The following is a 14486-nucleotide window of genomic DNA, read 5'->3' as shown; positions in this document are numbered from 1 at the left end:
TTTGTCAAAGCTTGATGGCTCAAGATGCTCAATTGGTTACCGTGCACAAAGCAATGGAACTTATGGGTAGTAGATTCGATATTACCGTAGTCGCCTCCAGCGAAGAGATTGGCAGTATAAATATCGATGAAGCATCCGCAGAAATAAAGCGTATTGAAAAATTAATATCTTCTTGGGATGTTGAATCCGAAACTTCATTAATCAACTTGAACGCAGGTTTAAAGCCCGTGAAAGTTAGTGATGAGCTCTTTTCGTTGATAGAGAGGTCTATTCAAATATCGGAATTAAGTGATGGGGCCTTTGATATTTCATATGCTTCGTTAGATAACATCTGGAAATTTGATGGGTCTATAAAAGAAATGCCTTCAGAAATCGAGGTAAAGAATTCAATTGCAAATGTCGGGTATAGAAATATTGTGCTAAATGAGGTGGATCAGACCGTTTTTCTTTCGAAAAAGGGCATGAAAATATCGTTCGGTGCCATAGGTAAGGGTTATGCGGCCGATAAGGCTAAAGAGTTGTTGATTTCTAAACAGGTCGTTGGGGGCATTATAAACGCTGCTGGAGACCTGACTACTTGGGGCACGAAGGCAAATGGACAAAAATGGTTGGTGGGTATTGCCAACCCTTTGAGTGAAGAACGTATTTTCTCTTGGTTGCCTATTGTTGAATCTTCGGTTGCCACATCAGGTAATTACGAGAAGCATTTTATATTGAACGGAATTAAGTACAGTCACATAATTGACCCAAGAACCGGCTACCCTTCCACTGGGGTGAACAGTGTTTCTATTTTTGCAAAGAGTGCCGAAACATGTGATGCTTTAGCCACAGCTGTTTACCTTTTGGGTAAGGATAAGGGCTTAGATTTAATCAATCAGCTTGGAGGTATCGAGGTCGTCTTGATCGATAGCCTGAATCAAGTTCATAAGAGTAGCGGTATTCTTCTTGATCAAGGGGAGTAGAACAAAACCTGGTCAATCAATTACTCTTAACCATTTTATAGTCTTACCGATAATTTTTGCTCGAAGAGTTCTATTGAGTATATGTCTAATTTTCTGAATTTTTGATGTGCAAATTTGTCGTAAATTCGCAGTTCAATTGAGGAAAGTATATGATCGATAAGCTTAATATAGTAAAACAACGGTTTGATGAAGTTTCTGACCTAATCATTCAGCCTGATGTTATCTCTGACCAAAAGCGTTATGTTGAATTGACCAAAGAGTATGCAGATTTGAAAGATTTGGTCGCTAAGCGTAACGAATATTTAGAGGTAACCGAAAACATCAATGAGGCTGAAGAAATAATTGCTGATGGCAGCGATGCCGAGATGGTCGAAATGGCCAAAATGCAATTAGATGAAGGAAAGGAGCGCTTGCCCCAATTGGAAGAAGAGATAAAGTTCATGCTGATTCCGAAAGATCCTGAAGATGCCAAGGATGTTGTAGTTGAAATCCGTGCGGGAACAGGTGGAGACGAGGCCAGTATATTTGCAGGTGATTTATTTCGAATGTATACCAAATACTGCGAAACCAAAGGTTGGAAAACCAATGTGATCGATTTGAGCGAAGGTACCAGTGGTGGTTATAAAGAAATACAGTTTGAAGTGAACGGACAAGATGTATATGGTACATTGAAGTTCGAGGCTGGAGTTCACCGTGTGCAAAGGGTACCTCAAACAGAGACCCAGGGTAGGGTTCATACCAGTGCGGCGACGGTAATGGTTCTTCCCGAAGCGGAAGATTTCGATGTTCAAATAGACCCTAAAGATGTGCGGATCGATTACTTCTGTTCCTCAGGTCCGGGAGGGCAATCGGTAAACACCACCTATTCAGCTGTTCGTCTGACGCACATACCTACGGGATTGGTGGCGCAATGCCAAGATCAAAAATCACAACATAAGAACAAAGAGAAGGCCTTTAGGGTTTTGCGTTCAAGACTATACGACTTAGAGTTGGCAAAGAAACAGGAAGAAGATGCAGCCAAGAGAAACTCTCAAGTGAGTAGTGGTGACCGTTCAGCAAAAATAAGAACCTATAACTATCCGCAAGGTAGGGTTACCGATCACCGAATTGGTCTTACCCTTTATGATTTGCAGAACATTATTGATGGTGATATTCAAAAGATTATAGACGAGCTTAGCTTAGTTGAGAATACCGAGAAATTAAGAGAGGCTTCCGAGACATTCTAACCGGAGTAACATTTTCAACAAGAGTCTAATTTATTAATCAAACAATCAGATATCTTAAGTGACTACCCAGCAACTTGTAGACCAAATTCATAAAAAGAGATCGTTTTTATGTATTGGTCTTGATACCGATTTAGATAAGATACCGGCGCATCTTAAGCAATTGGAAGATCCCATTTTTGAATTTAATAAAGCCATCATTGACGCGACACATCATTTGTGTGTGGCCTATAAACCGAATATTGCTTTCTACGAGGCTTATGGGCTCTCTGGGTGGAAATCGTTGGAGAAGACCATTGAATACTTAAATGCGGAATATCCTGAGCAGTTCACGATAGCTGATGCTAAAAGAGGAGATATAGGTAATACCTCTACCCGATATGCCAAGGCATTTTTCGAGGGTATGAATTTCGATTCGATAACCATCGCACCTTATATGGGCAAAGACTCGGTGGAGCCATTTCTAGAGTTCGAAAACAAGCATACTATTTTGTTGGCATTAACTTCGAACAAAGGGGCCTTTGATTTTCAAACTACAGTATCGGATGGTGAGGAATTATATAAAAAAGTCATTAGAATCTCAAAGAGCTATAAAAATTCTGAGAATCTCATGTATGTAGTAGGAGCGACCAAAGCTGAGTATTTGGCCAAAATAAGAAATATAATTCCCAATAATTTTCTTTTGGTACCTGGGGTAGGGGCTCAAGGGGGTAGCCTTGAAGAAGTGTGCCGCTACGGTATGAGTGAAAATGTTGGTCTATTGGTCAATTCCTCTAGAGGAATTATATACGCTTCCGATCAGGCAGATTTTGCCATGGCCGCAAAAAACGAGGCCGCTAAACTGCAGTCTCAAATGGCGGTCTTACTAGAAAGCGCTCGCTAACTAGTTCATCATATTTTCCAAAACCTTTTTGATTTTTTGGGCTTTTTGCTCAAAAAATTCAACAAGCTTGGCATCGGTATATTCCAAATTGCTAGCTTTCTCCAAAAAGTTCTGATACTGGTACTCCAAAAGGCTGATGGCGTTTCTGTTAGCCTCAATCGGAGTCACTTGTCCTACTTTGCAATATTGATTTTCCATAATTCAAATATGATTCTCTCAAATATACGGTGCAATTCTATTTTTGGACTTTGCAAATCGGCGTGTTGATGCAAAAATTAGTTCAATTGATGTTAATTTAACAATTGACTAATCTTCTTATTGAGAACAATCTATTTTAATAGGACTTTCTTTAGGGATCTTCTTGTTTAGAACCATGGTTGAATTGGTGCAAGTTCTTCCTTTAAAAAGTTTCCCTAATCGAGTATCCTGATAGGCTTCGTCAATATTTGAAAGTTATAATATATCTTAAAAAGATGTTTATAATTATAAATTTCTAATGTGCTTTGAATCAAAAGATTTCATACATTACATAGTTTCCAAAAAGGAAATTTTAAGAGAACACATTTGTTAAATTATTCGATATATCCGCACGCTGATTCTTCAGTCTGGGTAACCTTCGTACATGGTGCTGGAGGTAGCTCATCAATTTGGTTCAAACAATTACGAGAATTCAAAAAGCAGTTTAATGTGCTTTTGTTGGATCTGAGGGGGCATGGTAAATCAAAGCCTGCTCTAAAGGATGCTTTTGATGATCGCTATACTTTTGATTTTGTCACAGAAGATATTTTAGAGGTTCTGAACCATCTGAAAATTCAGAAGTCTCATTTTGTGGGGATATCTTTAGGAACCGTATTGATACGTAATTTAGCCGAAAGATATCCTGAACGGGTAGTGAGTATGGTGATGGGAGGTGCAATTATACGTCTCGACATGCGCTTTCGGTTGCTGATGGTATTTGGTAACATGTTTAAGTCTTTAGTGCCTTACATTTGGCTCTATCGACTTTTTACTTTTGCGATAATGCCCGATAGCAATCATAAAGAATCGCGATCTCTGTTTGTTAGGGAAGCCAAAAAACTTTACCAAAAAGAATTTTTAAGGTGGTACAAGATGGGATCTCAGATCAGTTCGCTCTTACGAATGTTCAGAGGTAAAGATATTAAGATACCGACCTTGTACGTTATGGGGGGTGAAGATTATCTTTTTCTGCCATCGGTGAAGAAGATGGTGCAAAAGCAATCTACAGCAAGCCTGCTTATGATCGAGCAATGCGGTCATGTGGTAAATGTTGAACAATCTGGCTTTTTCAACAGGTTTGTCATATCATACATCTCAGATTTTGGTAATTGAATAATTACTGAAATTCGGAGTTCCCAATTGTTTTCATAAAAAAAACCGGTGTTGCCACCGGTTTCTAAACTAACTAACTCAAAAATTTTACAAACTCGAAATAAATCAATATTCTAATAACCTATTAATTCAACGGATTTAAAATCAAGTTATTATGTTTAAAACAGGTTTTTTTATTTTGAATTAATCCTGCAAAACGAATACTTTTCTTAAAAGGTCGGAAGTTCTGGCCGAGACATTATTTCTAATTTCTTTCTCCTCAACGGCAATCATGGTATAAACGCCCTTTAAGGCTTCAGTAGTAACGTAATCGGTCAAGTCTGGGTTGACATTTTTAGTTAGCGGAATGCTATTGTACCTATTGATTAAATTGGCCCAAATTCTATCCGCACCTACCTTTTCAAAAGAGTTTTGAATAACCGGATTGAACTTTGCGTATAGTTCGGTTTTCGTAGTGTTCGTTAAGTATTGGGTTGCGGCATCATCTGAACCCAACAAAATACTCTTGGCATCACTAAAGGTTATTCCTTTAACTGCGTTAATAAAGATGGGCGTAGCTTCCCCTACGGCATCTTCAGCGGCCCTGTTGAGTATTTTCAGACCTTCATCCGCTAGATTACTTAAACCTATATCACGTAACGTTTTATCTACCTTTTGCAACTCTTCGGGCAAAAGAATTTTTACCAGTTCATTTTTAAAAAAGCCGTCTTCTTGGGTGAGTTTACTGACCTGCTTGTCAATACCCTTGTCGAGAGCTTCTCGAAGACCGGCAGCAATTTGGGCCGTTCCTATTCCGCTTTCTCCCTGAGGAAGCTGGTTGACGACCTGTTGAAGTTCGTTGCAGGAAATGAGGGATAGGAAAATGAAACTATAAATGATTTTTTTGACCATCGTGTTCGGTTTTGTTTGAAGAAATAAATAGTATCTATTGATACCTGTACAAAGAAAACGGCTACACCGGCAAAATCATATAGAACCTGAAAACTTTAAGAAAATATTACGGTCTTGTTGTTATAGACCATTGTTTTACGTCTGACGTGTAGCTTAACTGCCCTTGCCAGCACAATCTTTTCCAAGTCCCTTCCCTTCGCTATAAAATCTTTGATACTATGGGTGTGGGAAACAGCAGTGACATCTTGTTCTATAATCGGGCCCGCATCGAGTTCTTCGGTCACATAATGGCTGGTTGCCCCAATAATTTTTACCCCACGTTCAAAAGCGGCATGGTAGGGCTTGGCGCCAGCAAAGGCGGGCAAGAAAGAGTGATGTATGTTTATAATTTTATTGGGGTATTCATCAATTATTCTAGGGCTTACAATTTGCATGTAGCGGGCCAGTACAATAAAATCTACCCCATTTACTTTTAAAAGTTCTAACTGTTTATTTTCGGCTTCTTTCTTTGAATCTTTTGTAACCGGAATATGGTGATAAGGCAGGTCGAACTGCTCCGCAATCGGTCTTAAATCGTTGTGGTTGCTAATGATAAAAGGTATTTCTACTTCGAGTTCTCCTGAATGGTATCTGCTTAAAAGATCGTAAAGGCAATGATTGTATTTTGATACGAATAAAGCCATTTTTGGTTTTGGCACGGCTTGGTGAATACTCCATTCCATACCATAACTATCGGCTAGTTCCGTCTGAAAGCCATTTTCGAAATCTTGAATTGAAAAATCTTCTTTTTCAAAATCGCTTTCAAGTCTCATGAAAAAGACGTTGGCTTCTTTATCAACATGTTGATCTAAGTAGATAACGTTTCCCTCTTTTCGGTGAATATAACCCGTAACGGCATTAATAATCCCTGAACGGTCGGTGCAATGTATTAGAATAGTGGTTTTCAAGAATAGCGATTTAAAGCTCTAAATGTAGAACTTTAAGAAAAAATAATAAAGATTGTTAAGTAAATAAAGACTGATTTATTGAATTAATCAGTTTCTGTTTAGATTATTTCCATCCTTAAAAGAACTCCTCCAAGATTTGAAGCTCTTTCTGAACAGTCTTACCTCTTTTCTAAGAAGGTTTAGATATTCCTTTTCCTTTACACCGTCTTTTTCCAGGCCATTGCAGTAAGACATAATGTTGCGGATCATGATGTTGATGTAGGCGGCACTCTTCTGTCTTTCGGTATGTGTGCCCAATCGTTCCGCCAAAGCAATTTTTTGGGGAATCAGTATGGCATCTGTCAATAGAGAGTCGGCAATAATATCTCGAAGACTGTTCGATTGATATAATTTTAATAAATCTTTATTGAATGTTACGTATGATGCAATCTCTCTGCTTATGTAGCACAGTTCCAGAGACTTTCGGTAAACAGGCAACGATTTTAACTTATCGTAAGACATTTTCTTTCAGTAGCAATAACTACTATAAAATTACTGCCAGATAGCTATATTTGTCTTTGTAATCGAAAAGGAAAAATGTTATTGTCTTTTGAAAATAAATTATTTTTGAATTATGGATTCAAATCTAAAGTTGGATGATTTAAATTGGAAAATACTCCAATGCCTACAGAATAATGCCCGCGAAAGCTTTGCCAATATTGGTCGCACAGTAGGCCTTACTCCTCCTGCTGTTGCCGAACGGGTCAAGAAGATGGAAGACCTTGGAGTTATTGAAGGTTATCGTACTAAAGTATCGCATGCCCTTACGGGCCATCAACTTAAAGCAATCATAACCTTAAGGGCTTTTATGGGTAAGTTAAAACCATTTCTTGAAATAGTAAAATCGTTTAAAGAGGTGGTTAATTGCTATCGTATCACGGGCAATGAGAACATTGTTATGGAGGTTGTTCTTAAGGATCAATTTCACCTAGAAAAGTTTATCGATAAGCTCATTCAATATGGTGAGACCCGAACCCATATTGTGCTATCTAATGTGGTCAATAATGCCCCTATCAGCAATTGGCAAAACTAAAATTTTCTGAACGTCTTTAATTTTATAGGTCAAAATTCGATTATCTTTTCTTAGCTTTTCAAGCACGAAACTTATCGAACTTTGGCTAGATTTTTGATGAAATAAAGTTATGAAGCAAATACTTACCGTCTTGGCCCTTGGCTTTGCCATCACTTGTTATTCACAAAAGATAGTCTTGAAAAAAGGCATCATTATAGATTCACTGGTAGTAAACGATTCCATCACCGAAAGCTATTCGCTGTATTTGCCGACCGATTTTGAAATTGACCGGCCATGGCCAGTAGCGTTCGTATTTGATATGCAGGGCAGGGGAAGCCGGTCTCTTCGAATGTTCAAAGATGCCGCTGAAGAACATGGTTATATTCTTGCGGCCCCTAATAATCTTTCAGATACACTTTCTATATCCGATAATGTCCTGGCCACTCAGCGAATGTTTAATACGGTGGTTACAATACTGCCCATTCATCAGAATCAAATTTATGCCGCCGGGTTTGGTAGCGGTGGCAAGTATGCGACTTTGGTTCCTACATTTTTAAAGTCTATTACCGGGGTGGTGGCCTGTGGCACTTCATTGGCGAATACCGAAATACTTACAAGTAAAAATCCGTATCGGTTCATAAATATTGTCGGAAACGCCGACTATAATTACATGGACGTGCAGCAGGTGGAGTCGACTTTGAACCGTATGAGGTTTCCCAACCAAATCTTGGCCTTTGAAGGGGGGCATGAGTGGCCCCCGAGCGAGTTACTCTCAGACGCCCTTGGCATCCTGACCATGAATGCCATGGCGAAGGGATTTATTGATAAGGATGATGAATTTGTCAATCAAAATTATCGAAAAGACTTAGCAAGTGTAAGTACTTACGTATCTGCTAACAGACCGCTTCTTGCTGAATCGAAGCTTTCTGAAATGATGGAAATTTATAGTCCTTTTAGAACCATTGACTCTGTAAAGGACAGTAGGAAGGTGCTGCGCAAGACCAGTCGTTTTAAGGTTGCCAATAGAAGCCAGACCAATAATTTTCTTAAAGAACAATTTTTGAGAGAAGACTACGCCTATTATATGGAGGAAGACTTGCTAACCTACAATTATAATAATTTGGGATGGTGGAAGTATCAGACCGAAGAAATTCAAAAATTCAAAAAAAACCCGGATGTACTTATCAACCAGATGGGGTTTAGGCTTGAAGGGTATGTTAATGCCCTTTTGGCAGATAATATAGACATGGTCAAAGATGCTAAGACGAAAGATGTCGAAGGTTTGAATTTTCTGTATATGTTGAAGACCATATTACAACCTGAAGGTCACGATGCTTATCTGCAGGTCATTTCCTTAAGTTCAGAATTAGATGATTACGGGGCGGCTCTATTTTATCTTGAAGAGCTCTTAAAAAGGGGGTATGTCGATAAGGCCCGATTATATAACTTAGATAATACAGCGTTATTAAGAATTACCCCAGAGTTCAATGAACTTGTTGAACGATATCTAAAAAATGCACGATACGAAATCATTCAAGAATAGCTTTCTTTCGGTTCAAGCTTTTGTTTAAAGCGGCCAAAAGACCGATACCTACGACACAAACTATACATATGGTATACCAAGTTGTTTGAAACCCAAATTTGGCTATAGATTTCATTCCTAAATTATGGGCAAATACGTGGGCAATAGAGAATGCAATGGTATAGAGAGCCAAATACTCACCTTGCTTTCCTCTTGTAGCTCTTTTCATGGCAAAGGCATTTGAGAAGGGAAACGCTATCATTTCACCAAAAGTCATCAGTAACATTCCGGCTACCAGAATTGACGAGTTCTCAAATAGGTTCAGGACAAAAAAACTCAATCCGATCAAAGCAAGGCCGAAAAGTACATTCGTCAATTGCGAAAAGGCTTTGCTCTCCATGAATTTTATAAGAGGCATCTCTAGCAGAAAAATGGTGAAACCGTTCAGTGCCATAAGAATGCCTATTTCCAGTTCAGAAAGTGAATGCACCTCTTTGTAAAATATGGGTACGGTAGAAAAGTATTGAACAAAAGCGAAACTGACCATTATCATACAGATGATAAATAGGATGTATGGCCCATCAAAATAAGCTGACTTCGGATTTTCAACTATTTTTAAGGTATCCGTTACCTTCGCTCTTTTTGGGTTCAAGACCGCCAGTAGCAGAATGCTGGCTAAAATACATGTACCGCCATCTGCGTAGAATAACCCGCCATAGCCTACTGAAGAAATCAGAATACCGCCTAGTGCAGGACCCGCTGAAAATCCAAGATTGATGGCAAGCCTGATCAAGGTGACCGAACGTGTTTTATTTTCTGGTTTGCTATAAGCGCTCAGGGCTACGTATGAAGCTGGTCTAAAGGCATCGGCAACTGTCATCAAGAGAAATATGCCGATACAGATAGGCCAAAGACCTTCTAAGAATTGAACTGAAATAAAAAGAATTCCCGTGAGAAATAAGCTGCCTACCATGGTTTGATAATATCCGATTTTATCGGTAAGCTTTCCACCGGCCCATGCCCCGAATAAAGATCCTAAGCCAAAGCTGGTCATTATTGTGCCAACATTCTCTAATGTAAAGCCTAGATTTTGGGTAAGATATAGTGATAAGAAAGGAATAACCATGGTGCCTGCTCGATTGATCAATGTAATGAGTGCTAGCCACCAAACTTCGCTAGAAAGGCCTGCAAAAGATGATAGATAAGAATTTAAAATTTTTTTCATGGTTGGTCTTGAATAGGTAAAAACAAAAAGCCCGGCTCTAGGGCCAGGCTTTACATATGTTGTTTTTTCATCAATTTAAAAACAGCTTCGCCTGCCCCTATGATTTAGGAGAGAATACACTTGTTTGTTAATTGAAATAGTCATCACTGTTTCGGTTTTGAACAAAGCTAGCGAAAAATGCTTTATGTTGTATTTTTGAAAAATGAAGAATTTGAGGTTATGAAAAAAATAATTTTGGCTTCGCTTATGGTCGTTTTGGCCTGTAAGACTGATAAAAAATATCACGACGAGCAATCAAAGCAGGTTGGCATTACCAGTTCGGATGAGTTGAACGAAATTTTAAAATTTCAGCAAGAACTGAACAAAGAGTTTAAAAACCCCGAGACATCGCCACTACCCGATAGATATCGAAAGAATTTTGAGAGTTTAAAGTTTTTTGAACCGGATACGGCCTATGTGGTTGAGGCCCAATTTTTGAGAACCCCTGAAGCACTACCGTTTCTTATGCCCACCACTACGGACAGAAAGTCGAAAGAGGTAGTTTATGGTATCGCTCACTTTAATTTGAATGGTCAAAAGTGGCAGCTAGAGATTTACCAGAACGAGGAATTGATGCTTGAGGAAGGGTATGAAGATTACCTATTTTTACCTTTTACAGACCTTACCAATGGAAAAGAGACGTACACTGGCGGGCGCTATATTGATTTGAGAATACCTTTAGGCGATAAGATTACTATCGATTTTAATAAGGCTTACAACCCCTACTGTGCTTATAATAAAAAGTACTCATGCCCGATAGTGCCTAGCGTAAACGCTTTAGAAACTAGAGTTGTGGCAGGAGTGATGGCCTTTGAAGATGAGACAAAATAAAAGTTCCGTTCAAATACTGAACGGAACTTTTGTACAACTTAAAACTATAAACACTCAATCAATCCAATTCATTTTAGAAAGAGTAGATGGCAGCCAATACAAAGGAAGTCAATCCTCCCATTGGGTTTCCATCTGAATCTATAAACACTTCTTCAGAAGCGCTATCCAATCTCAATTCTGGTTTAATCATCAAATCACCAATTGTAGCGCTTCCAGTTAAGGTTACAGCAAATACACTAGCATCTCCGTCAGCATCAAACTCATCACCAATTGCTCCAAAGAAATCAGTTTCTGCGAAATATTCACCTCTAAGACCTATGGTGAAGTTATCTGAAGTTGCCAATTGTGGGTAAACCGCAACACCGGCAAAACTACCAACACCATCTTCTTCATCACCGTCAAAATAAGCGGCGTTCAATCCTAGGAAGAAAGTGTCAGACAAATCAAAACCACCAGTGAAATCCACTTCGTAAGAACCGTTGTCTATTAAAAGGTTCAAGTATTGTCCACTATAGCCCAATTGAGCACCCCAAGCATATTGACCGGTTGGGTTGAACTCAGTTAAGTCAGTTGGGTTCATTACAGCTAACATTAAGCTGAAGTCATCAGATAACGCAAAGTCAGCTTTTAAACCAGTATGCGAGAACGGGCCGTAAGAGAAAAGGTAAGAAGTACTGTAGTTAAAGTTGGCTACAGGTGAGATTACCTCGTAACCCAAGAAAGTATTGAAATTACCAAAAGTTAGGGTTACAGCATCAGAAACATTCCAATACGCATATAATTGGTTCACAATATTTCCGGTTGCAGAATACATTGGAGAAGCAAAGATGGCATCAGTACCTCTAGGACCAAAAACCAAGTCGGCTACGAAACCAACTTTTTCACCTTCATAGGCTCCAATCACATTGGCCATACCTAATGCAAAACCAGGAAGGTTGGCAAAAGAAGAACCAGGTGCTTGTGCATCTTGTCCATTTGGGGCATTTAAGTTCGCTCTGTAATAGGCATCGATAGACCCGCTAAATGAAAATTTAGAACCTTCTTCTTCATCATCTTGAGCCACTGCAATAGTAGCTGAACAAAACAATACCGTGAATAAGAAGATATTTTTTATGTACTTTGTATTTATAATCGCTTTCATTTGTTTCAATTTTAGTTATCCCTAATCGGGATTATTAAGTGAGTAACCTGCGAGTTCAAGAACAGGTTTATTTGTTGAGAGGGTTATATTGAACGGAGCGTTTGGCAGAACGCTCCGTTTCTTTTTAAATATTGGGATTAGTCATTGGTGAAATCAGGGTATGCATCCATTCCGTGTTCGTGAATGTCAAGTCCTTCAACCTCTTCTTCTTTAGAGACCCTAAGACCCATGATGGCTTTTAGTGCACCTAGAATGATGAAGGCAGACACTACGCAGAATGCACCTACGATAAGTACACCATATAATTGTGTCATAAACTGACCTGCACCGGCTTTATCTCCAAAAAGACCTACGGCCAAAGTTCCCCAGATACCAGTTATCAAGTGAACTGTTACGGCACCAACTGGATCATCCAATTTAAGTTTGTCAATCAATGCTACACCAAGTACGATGATGAAACCGGCTAAAAGACCTATGATAACCGCTTCATTCGGAGACATTAGGTCAGCACCCGCAGTAATACCTACAAGGCCACCAAGAATACCGTTCAAGAACATGGTAAGGTCCATATTTTTGTACATGATGGTAGATAAGATAAAGGCACCTACACCACCAGCAGCAGCAGCCAAACTAGTTGTTACCAATACTAAAGAAGTCAATTCTGGGTCGGCAGAAAGTACAGATCCACCGTTAAAGCCGAACCAGCCCAACCAAAGAATTAGAACACCTGCGGTCGCCAAAGGAATGCTGTGACCAGGAATCGCTTTTGGCTTTCCGTCTTCACCGAATTTACCAATTCTAGATCCCAAAAGGAAGATGGCTACAAGAGCTGCCCATCCACCCACTGAGTGAACCAAGGTAGAACCTGCGAAATCGTAGAAGCCCCAAGAATCCAAGAAACCGCCTCCCCATTTCCATGCACCTACAATAGGGTAAACAAGACCCACGTAGATTACAGTGAAAATCATGAAAGAACCGATTTTGATACGCTCGGCTACGGCTCCTGAAACGATTGTTGCAGCGGTAGCGGCGAACATTCCTTGAAACAAGAAGTCTGTCCACCAAGTGTATCCACCATCGGCATAGTCAGGTGTCATACCACCTTCAGGGGCATCAATACCAAAACCTGCGAAACCGAAGATGCCAGAAGAGCCTTCTTCAAAGCCAGGGTACATCATATTGAAACCCCAAGCGTAATAAAGTAGAAGGCCTACTGTTATGATGAAAATATTCTTGAAAAGAATATTGATTGTATTTTTTTGTCGGGTCAAGCCAATTTCCAAAAAGGCGAAACCAGTATGCATGAAGAATACCAATGCGGTAGCCAACATCATCCATACGTTATTTGCTGTAAATAATCCTGCGTCCATTTCTTAAAGTTTTATTGGTTGGTAATTAGTTGATTCCGGCCTGACCAGACTCTTTTGTTCTGATTCGGTAAGCTTCGATTACTTCTGAAACGAAAATCTTACCATCTCCTACATTACCTGTATAGGCAACCTCTAGAAGTTTGTTTACCGTCCTTTCTAAAAATTCATCGGATACTACTATGGACAAGTACCTGCGCTGTATGTCACTTGTACTGTAGGATATACCTCTGTAGACATGCCCTTGTTTTTCATTTCCAACTCCTGTTACATCCCAGTATGTAAAGAAATTGACCTCGATTTCATGAAGCGCTTTTTTGACTTCATCAAACTTGGATTTTCTGATAACTGCCTCGATTTGTTTCATAATTTGATTATTGAATTCAAACCAAATATATGTTAAAAAAATTAACACCCTAAAAAAATGGGGGTCATATAGTCTATTTTTATGTTTATTGTAATTATACCCCCATATTTTTTGGGGGTGCATAATTTGAGTATTATAATTATGAGTTTTTGATTGGTGGAAATTGAAAAAAAATGAACGAAAATTGAAAATGAGGGGTTGAAACAAGTCTAACCTTGAAAATTATGGAGAGATTGAATGGTTTTTTTGATTTTCCGTTAAAAAAATCGCAAATGTTAGGTTATTGTTATGTTTATAACAATTTTGAAATCCATAGGCCGATGGCCACGGCAGCTAGGCCCAAAAGAATGCTTGAGCCTGTGTAGATTACAAAATGGAGTAGTTCGCCCGAAGATAGTAAAGAGTGTTTTTCAAAAGCAAAGGTCGAGAAAGTGGTAAAGCCACCACAAAAACCTGTAGCGAGCAATAGAAGTTGATTTTCACCAATCAAATTGCCTTTAGAAGAATAGCCTAGAATAAGACCAATAAGTAGGCATCCAATAATATTGACTATAAAAGTGCCTAAAAAGAAGTGTTGAAAGTAACCGTTAAACGATTTTGAGATTAAATACCTAAGTAGGCTTCCGGTTCCTCCTCCCAAAAAGACAAGTAATAGTTGCTTCATTTATGCAAAATACACAATGAAGC

Annotated in this window: 16 protein-coding genes; 7 read left to right on the top strand and 9 right to left on the bottom strand. The window is 39.1% G+C overall.

The features are described 5' to 3' along the window. Positions 1-14: 14 nt before the first annotated feature. The 3 genes from D1013_RS16160 to pyrF all read left to right on the top strand — a co-directional run bounded on the left by D1013_RS16160 (position 15) and on the right by pyrF (position 3068). On the top strand, positions 15-962 hold the full coding sequence (locus D1013_RS16160; protein ID WP_240467920.1) for an FAD:protein FMN transferase: 948 nt from the start codon (positions 15-17) through the stop codon (positions 960-962). 149 nt (positions 963-1111) lie between these two features. After that, positions 1112-2188, top strand: a complete 1077-nt coding sequence (gene prfA, locus D1013_RS16155) for a peptide chain release factor 1 (protein WP_121849815.1) — start codon at positions 1112-1114, stop codon at positions 2186-2188. A gap of 58 nt (positions 2189-2246) precedes the next feature. Next, complete coding sequence (gene pyrF / locus D1013_RS16150) at positions 2247-3068, top strand: orotidine-5'-phosphate decarboxylase (protein WP_121849814.1); 822 nt, start codon at positions 2247-2249, stop codon at positions 3066-3068. Here pyrF and D1013_RS16145 read toward each other — a convergent pair whose 3' ends face one another. Beyond that, entirely contained in the window at positions 3069-3266 is a 198-nt protein-coding gene (locus tag D1013_RS16145) for a hypothetical protein (RefSeq protein ID WP_121849813.1), read from the bottom strand. Between the two features lie 366 nt (positions 3267-3632). Between D1013_RS16145 and D1013_RS16140 the strand changes: the two genes are divergently transcribed. After that, positions 3633-4418 carry an alpha/beta fold hydrolase gene (locus D1013_RS16140; RefSeq protein WP_121849812.1) on the top strand — a complete coding sequence of 262 codons (786 nt, stop codon included), beginning with the start codon at positions 3633-3635 and terminating at the stop codon, positions 4416-4418. A 183-nt stretch (positions 4419-4601) separates the two neighbouring features. On the opposite strand, the gene D1013_RS16135 is transcribed toward D1013_RS16140, so the two are convergent. From D1013_RS16135 to D1013_RS16125, 3 genes are all read right to left on the bottom strand, one after another. Beyond that, complete coding sequence (locus D1013_RS16135; protein WP_121849811.1) at positions 4602-5309, bottom strand: DUF4197 domain-containing protein; 708 nt, start codon at positions 5307-5309, stop codon at positions 4602-4604. Between the two features lie 95 nt (positions 5310-5404). Continuing rightward, positions 5405-6256, bottom strand: coding sequence for a formyltetrahydrofolate deformylase (gene purU / locus D1013_RS16130; protein WP_121849810.1), 852 nt, complete (start codon positions 6254-6256; stop codon positions 5405-5407). Between the two features lie 87 nt (positions 6257-6343). Continuing rightward, entirely contained in the window at positions 6344-6757 is a 414-nt protein-coding gene (locus D1013_RS16125; RefSeq protein ID WP_121849809.1) for a hypothetical protein, read from the bottom strand. A gap of 112 nt (positions 6758-6869) precedes the next feature. On the opposite strand from D1013_RS16125, the gene D1013_RS16120 reads away from it, so the two are divergent. Together D1013_RS16120 and D1013_RS16115 are read left to right on the top strand one after the other, a co-directional pair. Next, positions 6870-7328 (top strand): Lrp/AsnC family transcriptional regulator, encoded by a 459-nt coding sequence (locus D1013_RS16120; protein WP_121849808.1) that lies wholly within the window; start codon positions 6870-6872, stop codon positions 7326-7328. Between the two features lie 109 nt (positions 7329-7437). Continuing rightward, a complete protein-coding gene (locus tag D1013_RS16115; RefSeq protein WP_121849807.1) occupies positions 7438-8850 on the top strand; it encodes an alpha/beta hydrolase in 1413 nt (470 codons plus the stop codon). On the opposite strand, the gene D1013_RS16110 is transcribed toward D1013_RS16115, so the two are convergent. Next, positions 8837-10054: an MDR family MFS transporter gene (locus D1013_RS16110; protein WP_121849806.1), complete on the bottom strand. Its 1218-nt coding sequence runs from the start codon at positions 10052-10054 to the stop codon at positions 8837-8839. The two genes, D1013_RS16115 and D1013_RS16110, sit on opposite strands and share 14 nt — an antisense overlap. 327 nt (positions 10055-10381) lie before the next feature. On the opposite strand from D1013_RS16110, the gene D1013_RS16105 reads away from it, so the two are divergent. Further along, positions 10382-10924: a DUF1684 domain-containing protein gene (locus tag D1013_RS16105; protein ID WP_380084817.1), complete on the top strand. Its 543-nt coding sequence runs from the start codon at positions 10382-10384 to the stop codon at positions 10922-10924. A 73-nt stretch (positions 10925-10997) separates the two neighbouring features. On the opposite strand, the gene D1013_RS16100 is transcribed toward D1013_RS16105, so the two are convergent. The 4 genes from D1013_RS16100 to crcB form a co-directional block, all read right to left on the bottom strand. Continuing rightward, the gene (locus D1013_RS16100; RefSeq protein WP_121849805.1) at positions 10998-12065 is read right to left on the bottom strand and encodes a porin; all 1068 of its coding nucleotides are present in this window, start codon (positions 12063-12065) and stop codon (positions 10998-11000) included. A 137-nt stretch (positions 12066-12202) separates the two neighbouring features. Next, complete coding sequence (locus D1013_RS16095; protein ID WP_121849804.1) at positions 12203-13435, bottom strand: ammonium transporter; 1233 nt, start codon at positions 13433-13435, stop codon at positions 12203-12205. A gap of 25 nt (positions 13436-13460) precedes the next feature. Then, on the bottom strand, positions 13461-13799 hold the full coding sequence (locus D1013_RS16090; RefSeq protein ID WP_121850767.1) for a P-II family nitrogen regulator: 339 nt from the start codon (positions 13797-13799) through the stop codon (positions 13461-13463). Between the two features lie 292 nt (positions 13800-14091). Beyond that, positions 14092-14463 (bottom strand): fluoride efflux transporter CrcB, encoded by a 372-nt coding sequence (crcB, locus tag D1013_RS16085; protein ID WP_121849803.1) that lies wholly within the window; start codon positions 14461-14463, stop codon positions 14092-14094. Between the last annotated feature and the right edge of the window lie 23 nt (positions 14464-14486).

Source organism: Euzebyella marina, assembly GCF_003687485.1.
Classification (GTDB): Bacteria; Bacteroidota; Bacteroidia; order Flavobacteriales; family Flavobacteriaceae; genus Euzebyella; species Euzebyella marina.
Note: the sequence above shows the minus strand (reverse complement) of the source record. Positions and strands in the feature narration are given on the sequence as shown.

What these genes read in the sequence shown, in the direction of transcription:
- D1013_RS16090 (WP_121850767.1), bottom strand. Translation starts at nt 13,799, where the DNA reads ATGAAACAAATCGAGGCAGTTATCAGAAAATCCAAGTTTGATGAAGTC.
- D1013_RS16095 (WP_121849804.1), bottom strand. Translation starts at nt 13,435, where the DNA reads ATGGACGCAGGATTATTTACAGCAAATAACGTATGGATGATGTTGGCT.
- D1013_RS16135 (WP_121849811.1), bottom strand. Translation starts at nt 5,309, where the DNA reads ATGGTCAAAAAAATCATTTATAGTTTCATTTTCCTATCCCTCATTTCC.
- crcB (WP_121849803.1), bottom strand. Translation starts at nt 14,463, where the DNA reads ATGAAGCAACTATTACTTGTCTTTTTGGGAGGAGGAACCGGAAGCCTA.
- D1013_RS16100 (WP_121849805.1), bottom strand. Translation starts at nt 12,065, where the DNA reads ATGAAAGCGATTATAAATACAAAGTACATAAAAAATATCTTCTTATTC.
- D1013_RS16115 (WP_121849807.1), top strand. Translation starts at nt 7,438, where the DNA reads ATGAAGCAAATACTTACCGTCTTGGCCCTTGGCTTTGCCATCACTTGT.
- D1013_RS16110 (WP_121849806.1), bottom strand. Translation starts at nt 10,054, where the DNA reads ATGAAAAAAATTTTAAATTCTTATCTATCATCTTTTGCAGGCCTTTCT.
- D1013_RS16125 (WP_121849809.1), bottom strand. Translation starts at nt 6,757, where the DNA reads ATGTCTTACGATAAGTTAAAATCGTTGCCTGTTTACCGAAAGTCTCTG.
- D1013_RS16145 (WP_121849813.1), bottom strand. Translation starts at nt 3,266, where the DNA reads ATGGAAAATCAATATTGCAAAGTAGGACAAGTGACTCCGATTGAGGCT.
- D1013_RS16160 (WP_240467920.1), top strand. Translation starts at nt 15, where the DNA reads ATGGCTCAAGATGCTCAATTGGTTACCGTGCACAAAGCAATGGAACTT.
- prfA (WP_121849815.1), top strand. Translation starts at nt 1,112, where the DNA reads ATGATCGATAAGCTTAATATAGTAAAACAACGGTTTGATGAAGTTTCT.
- D1013_RS16120 (WP_121849808.1), top strand. Translation starts at nt 6,870, where the DNA reads ATGGATTCAAATCTAAAGTTGGATGATTTAAATTGGAAAATACTCCAA.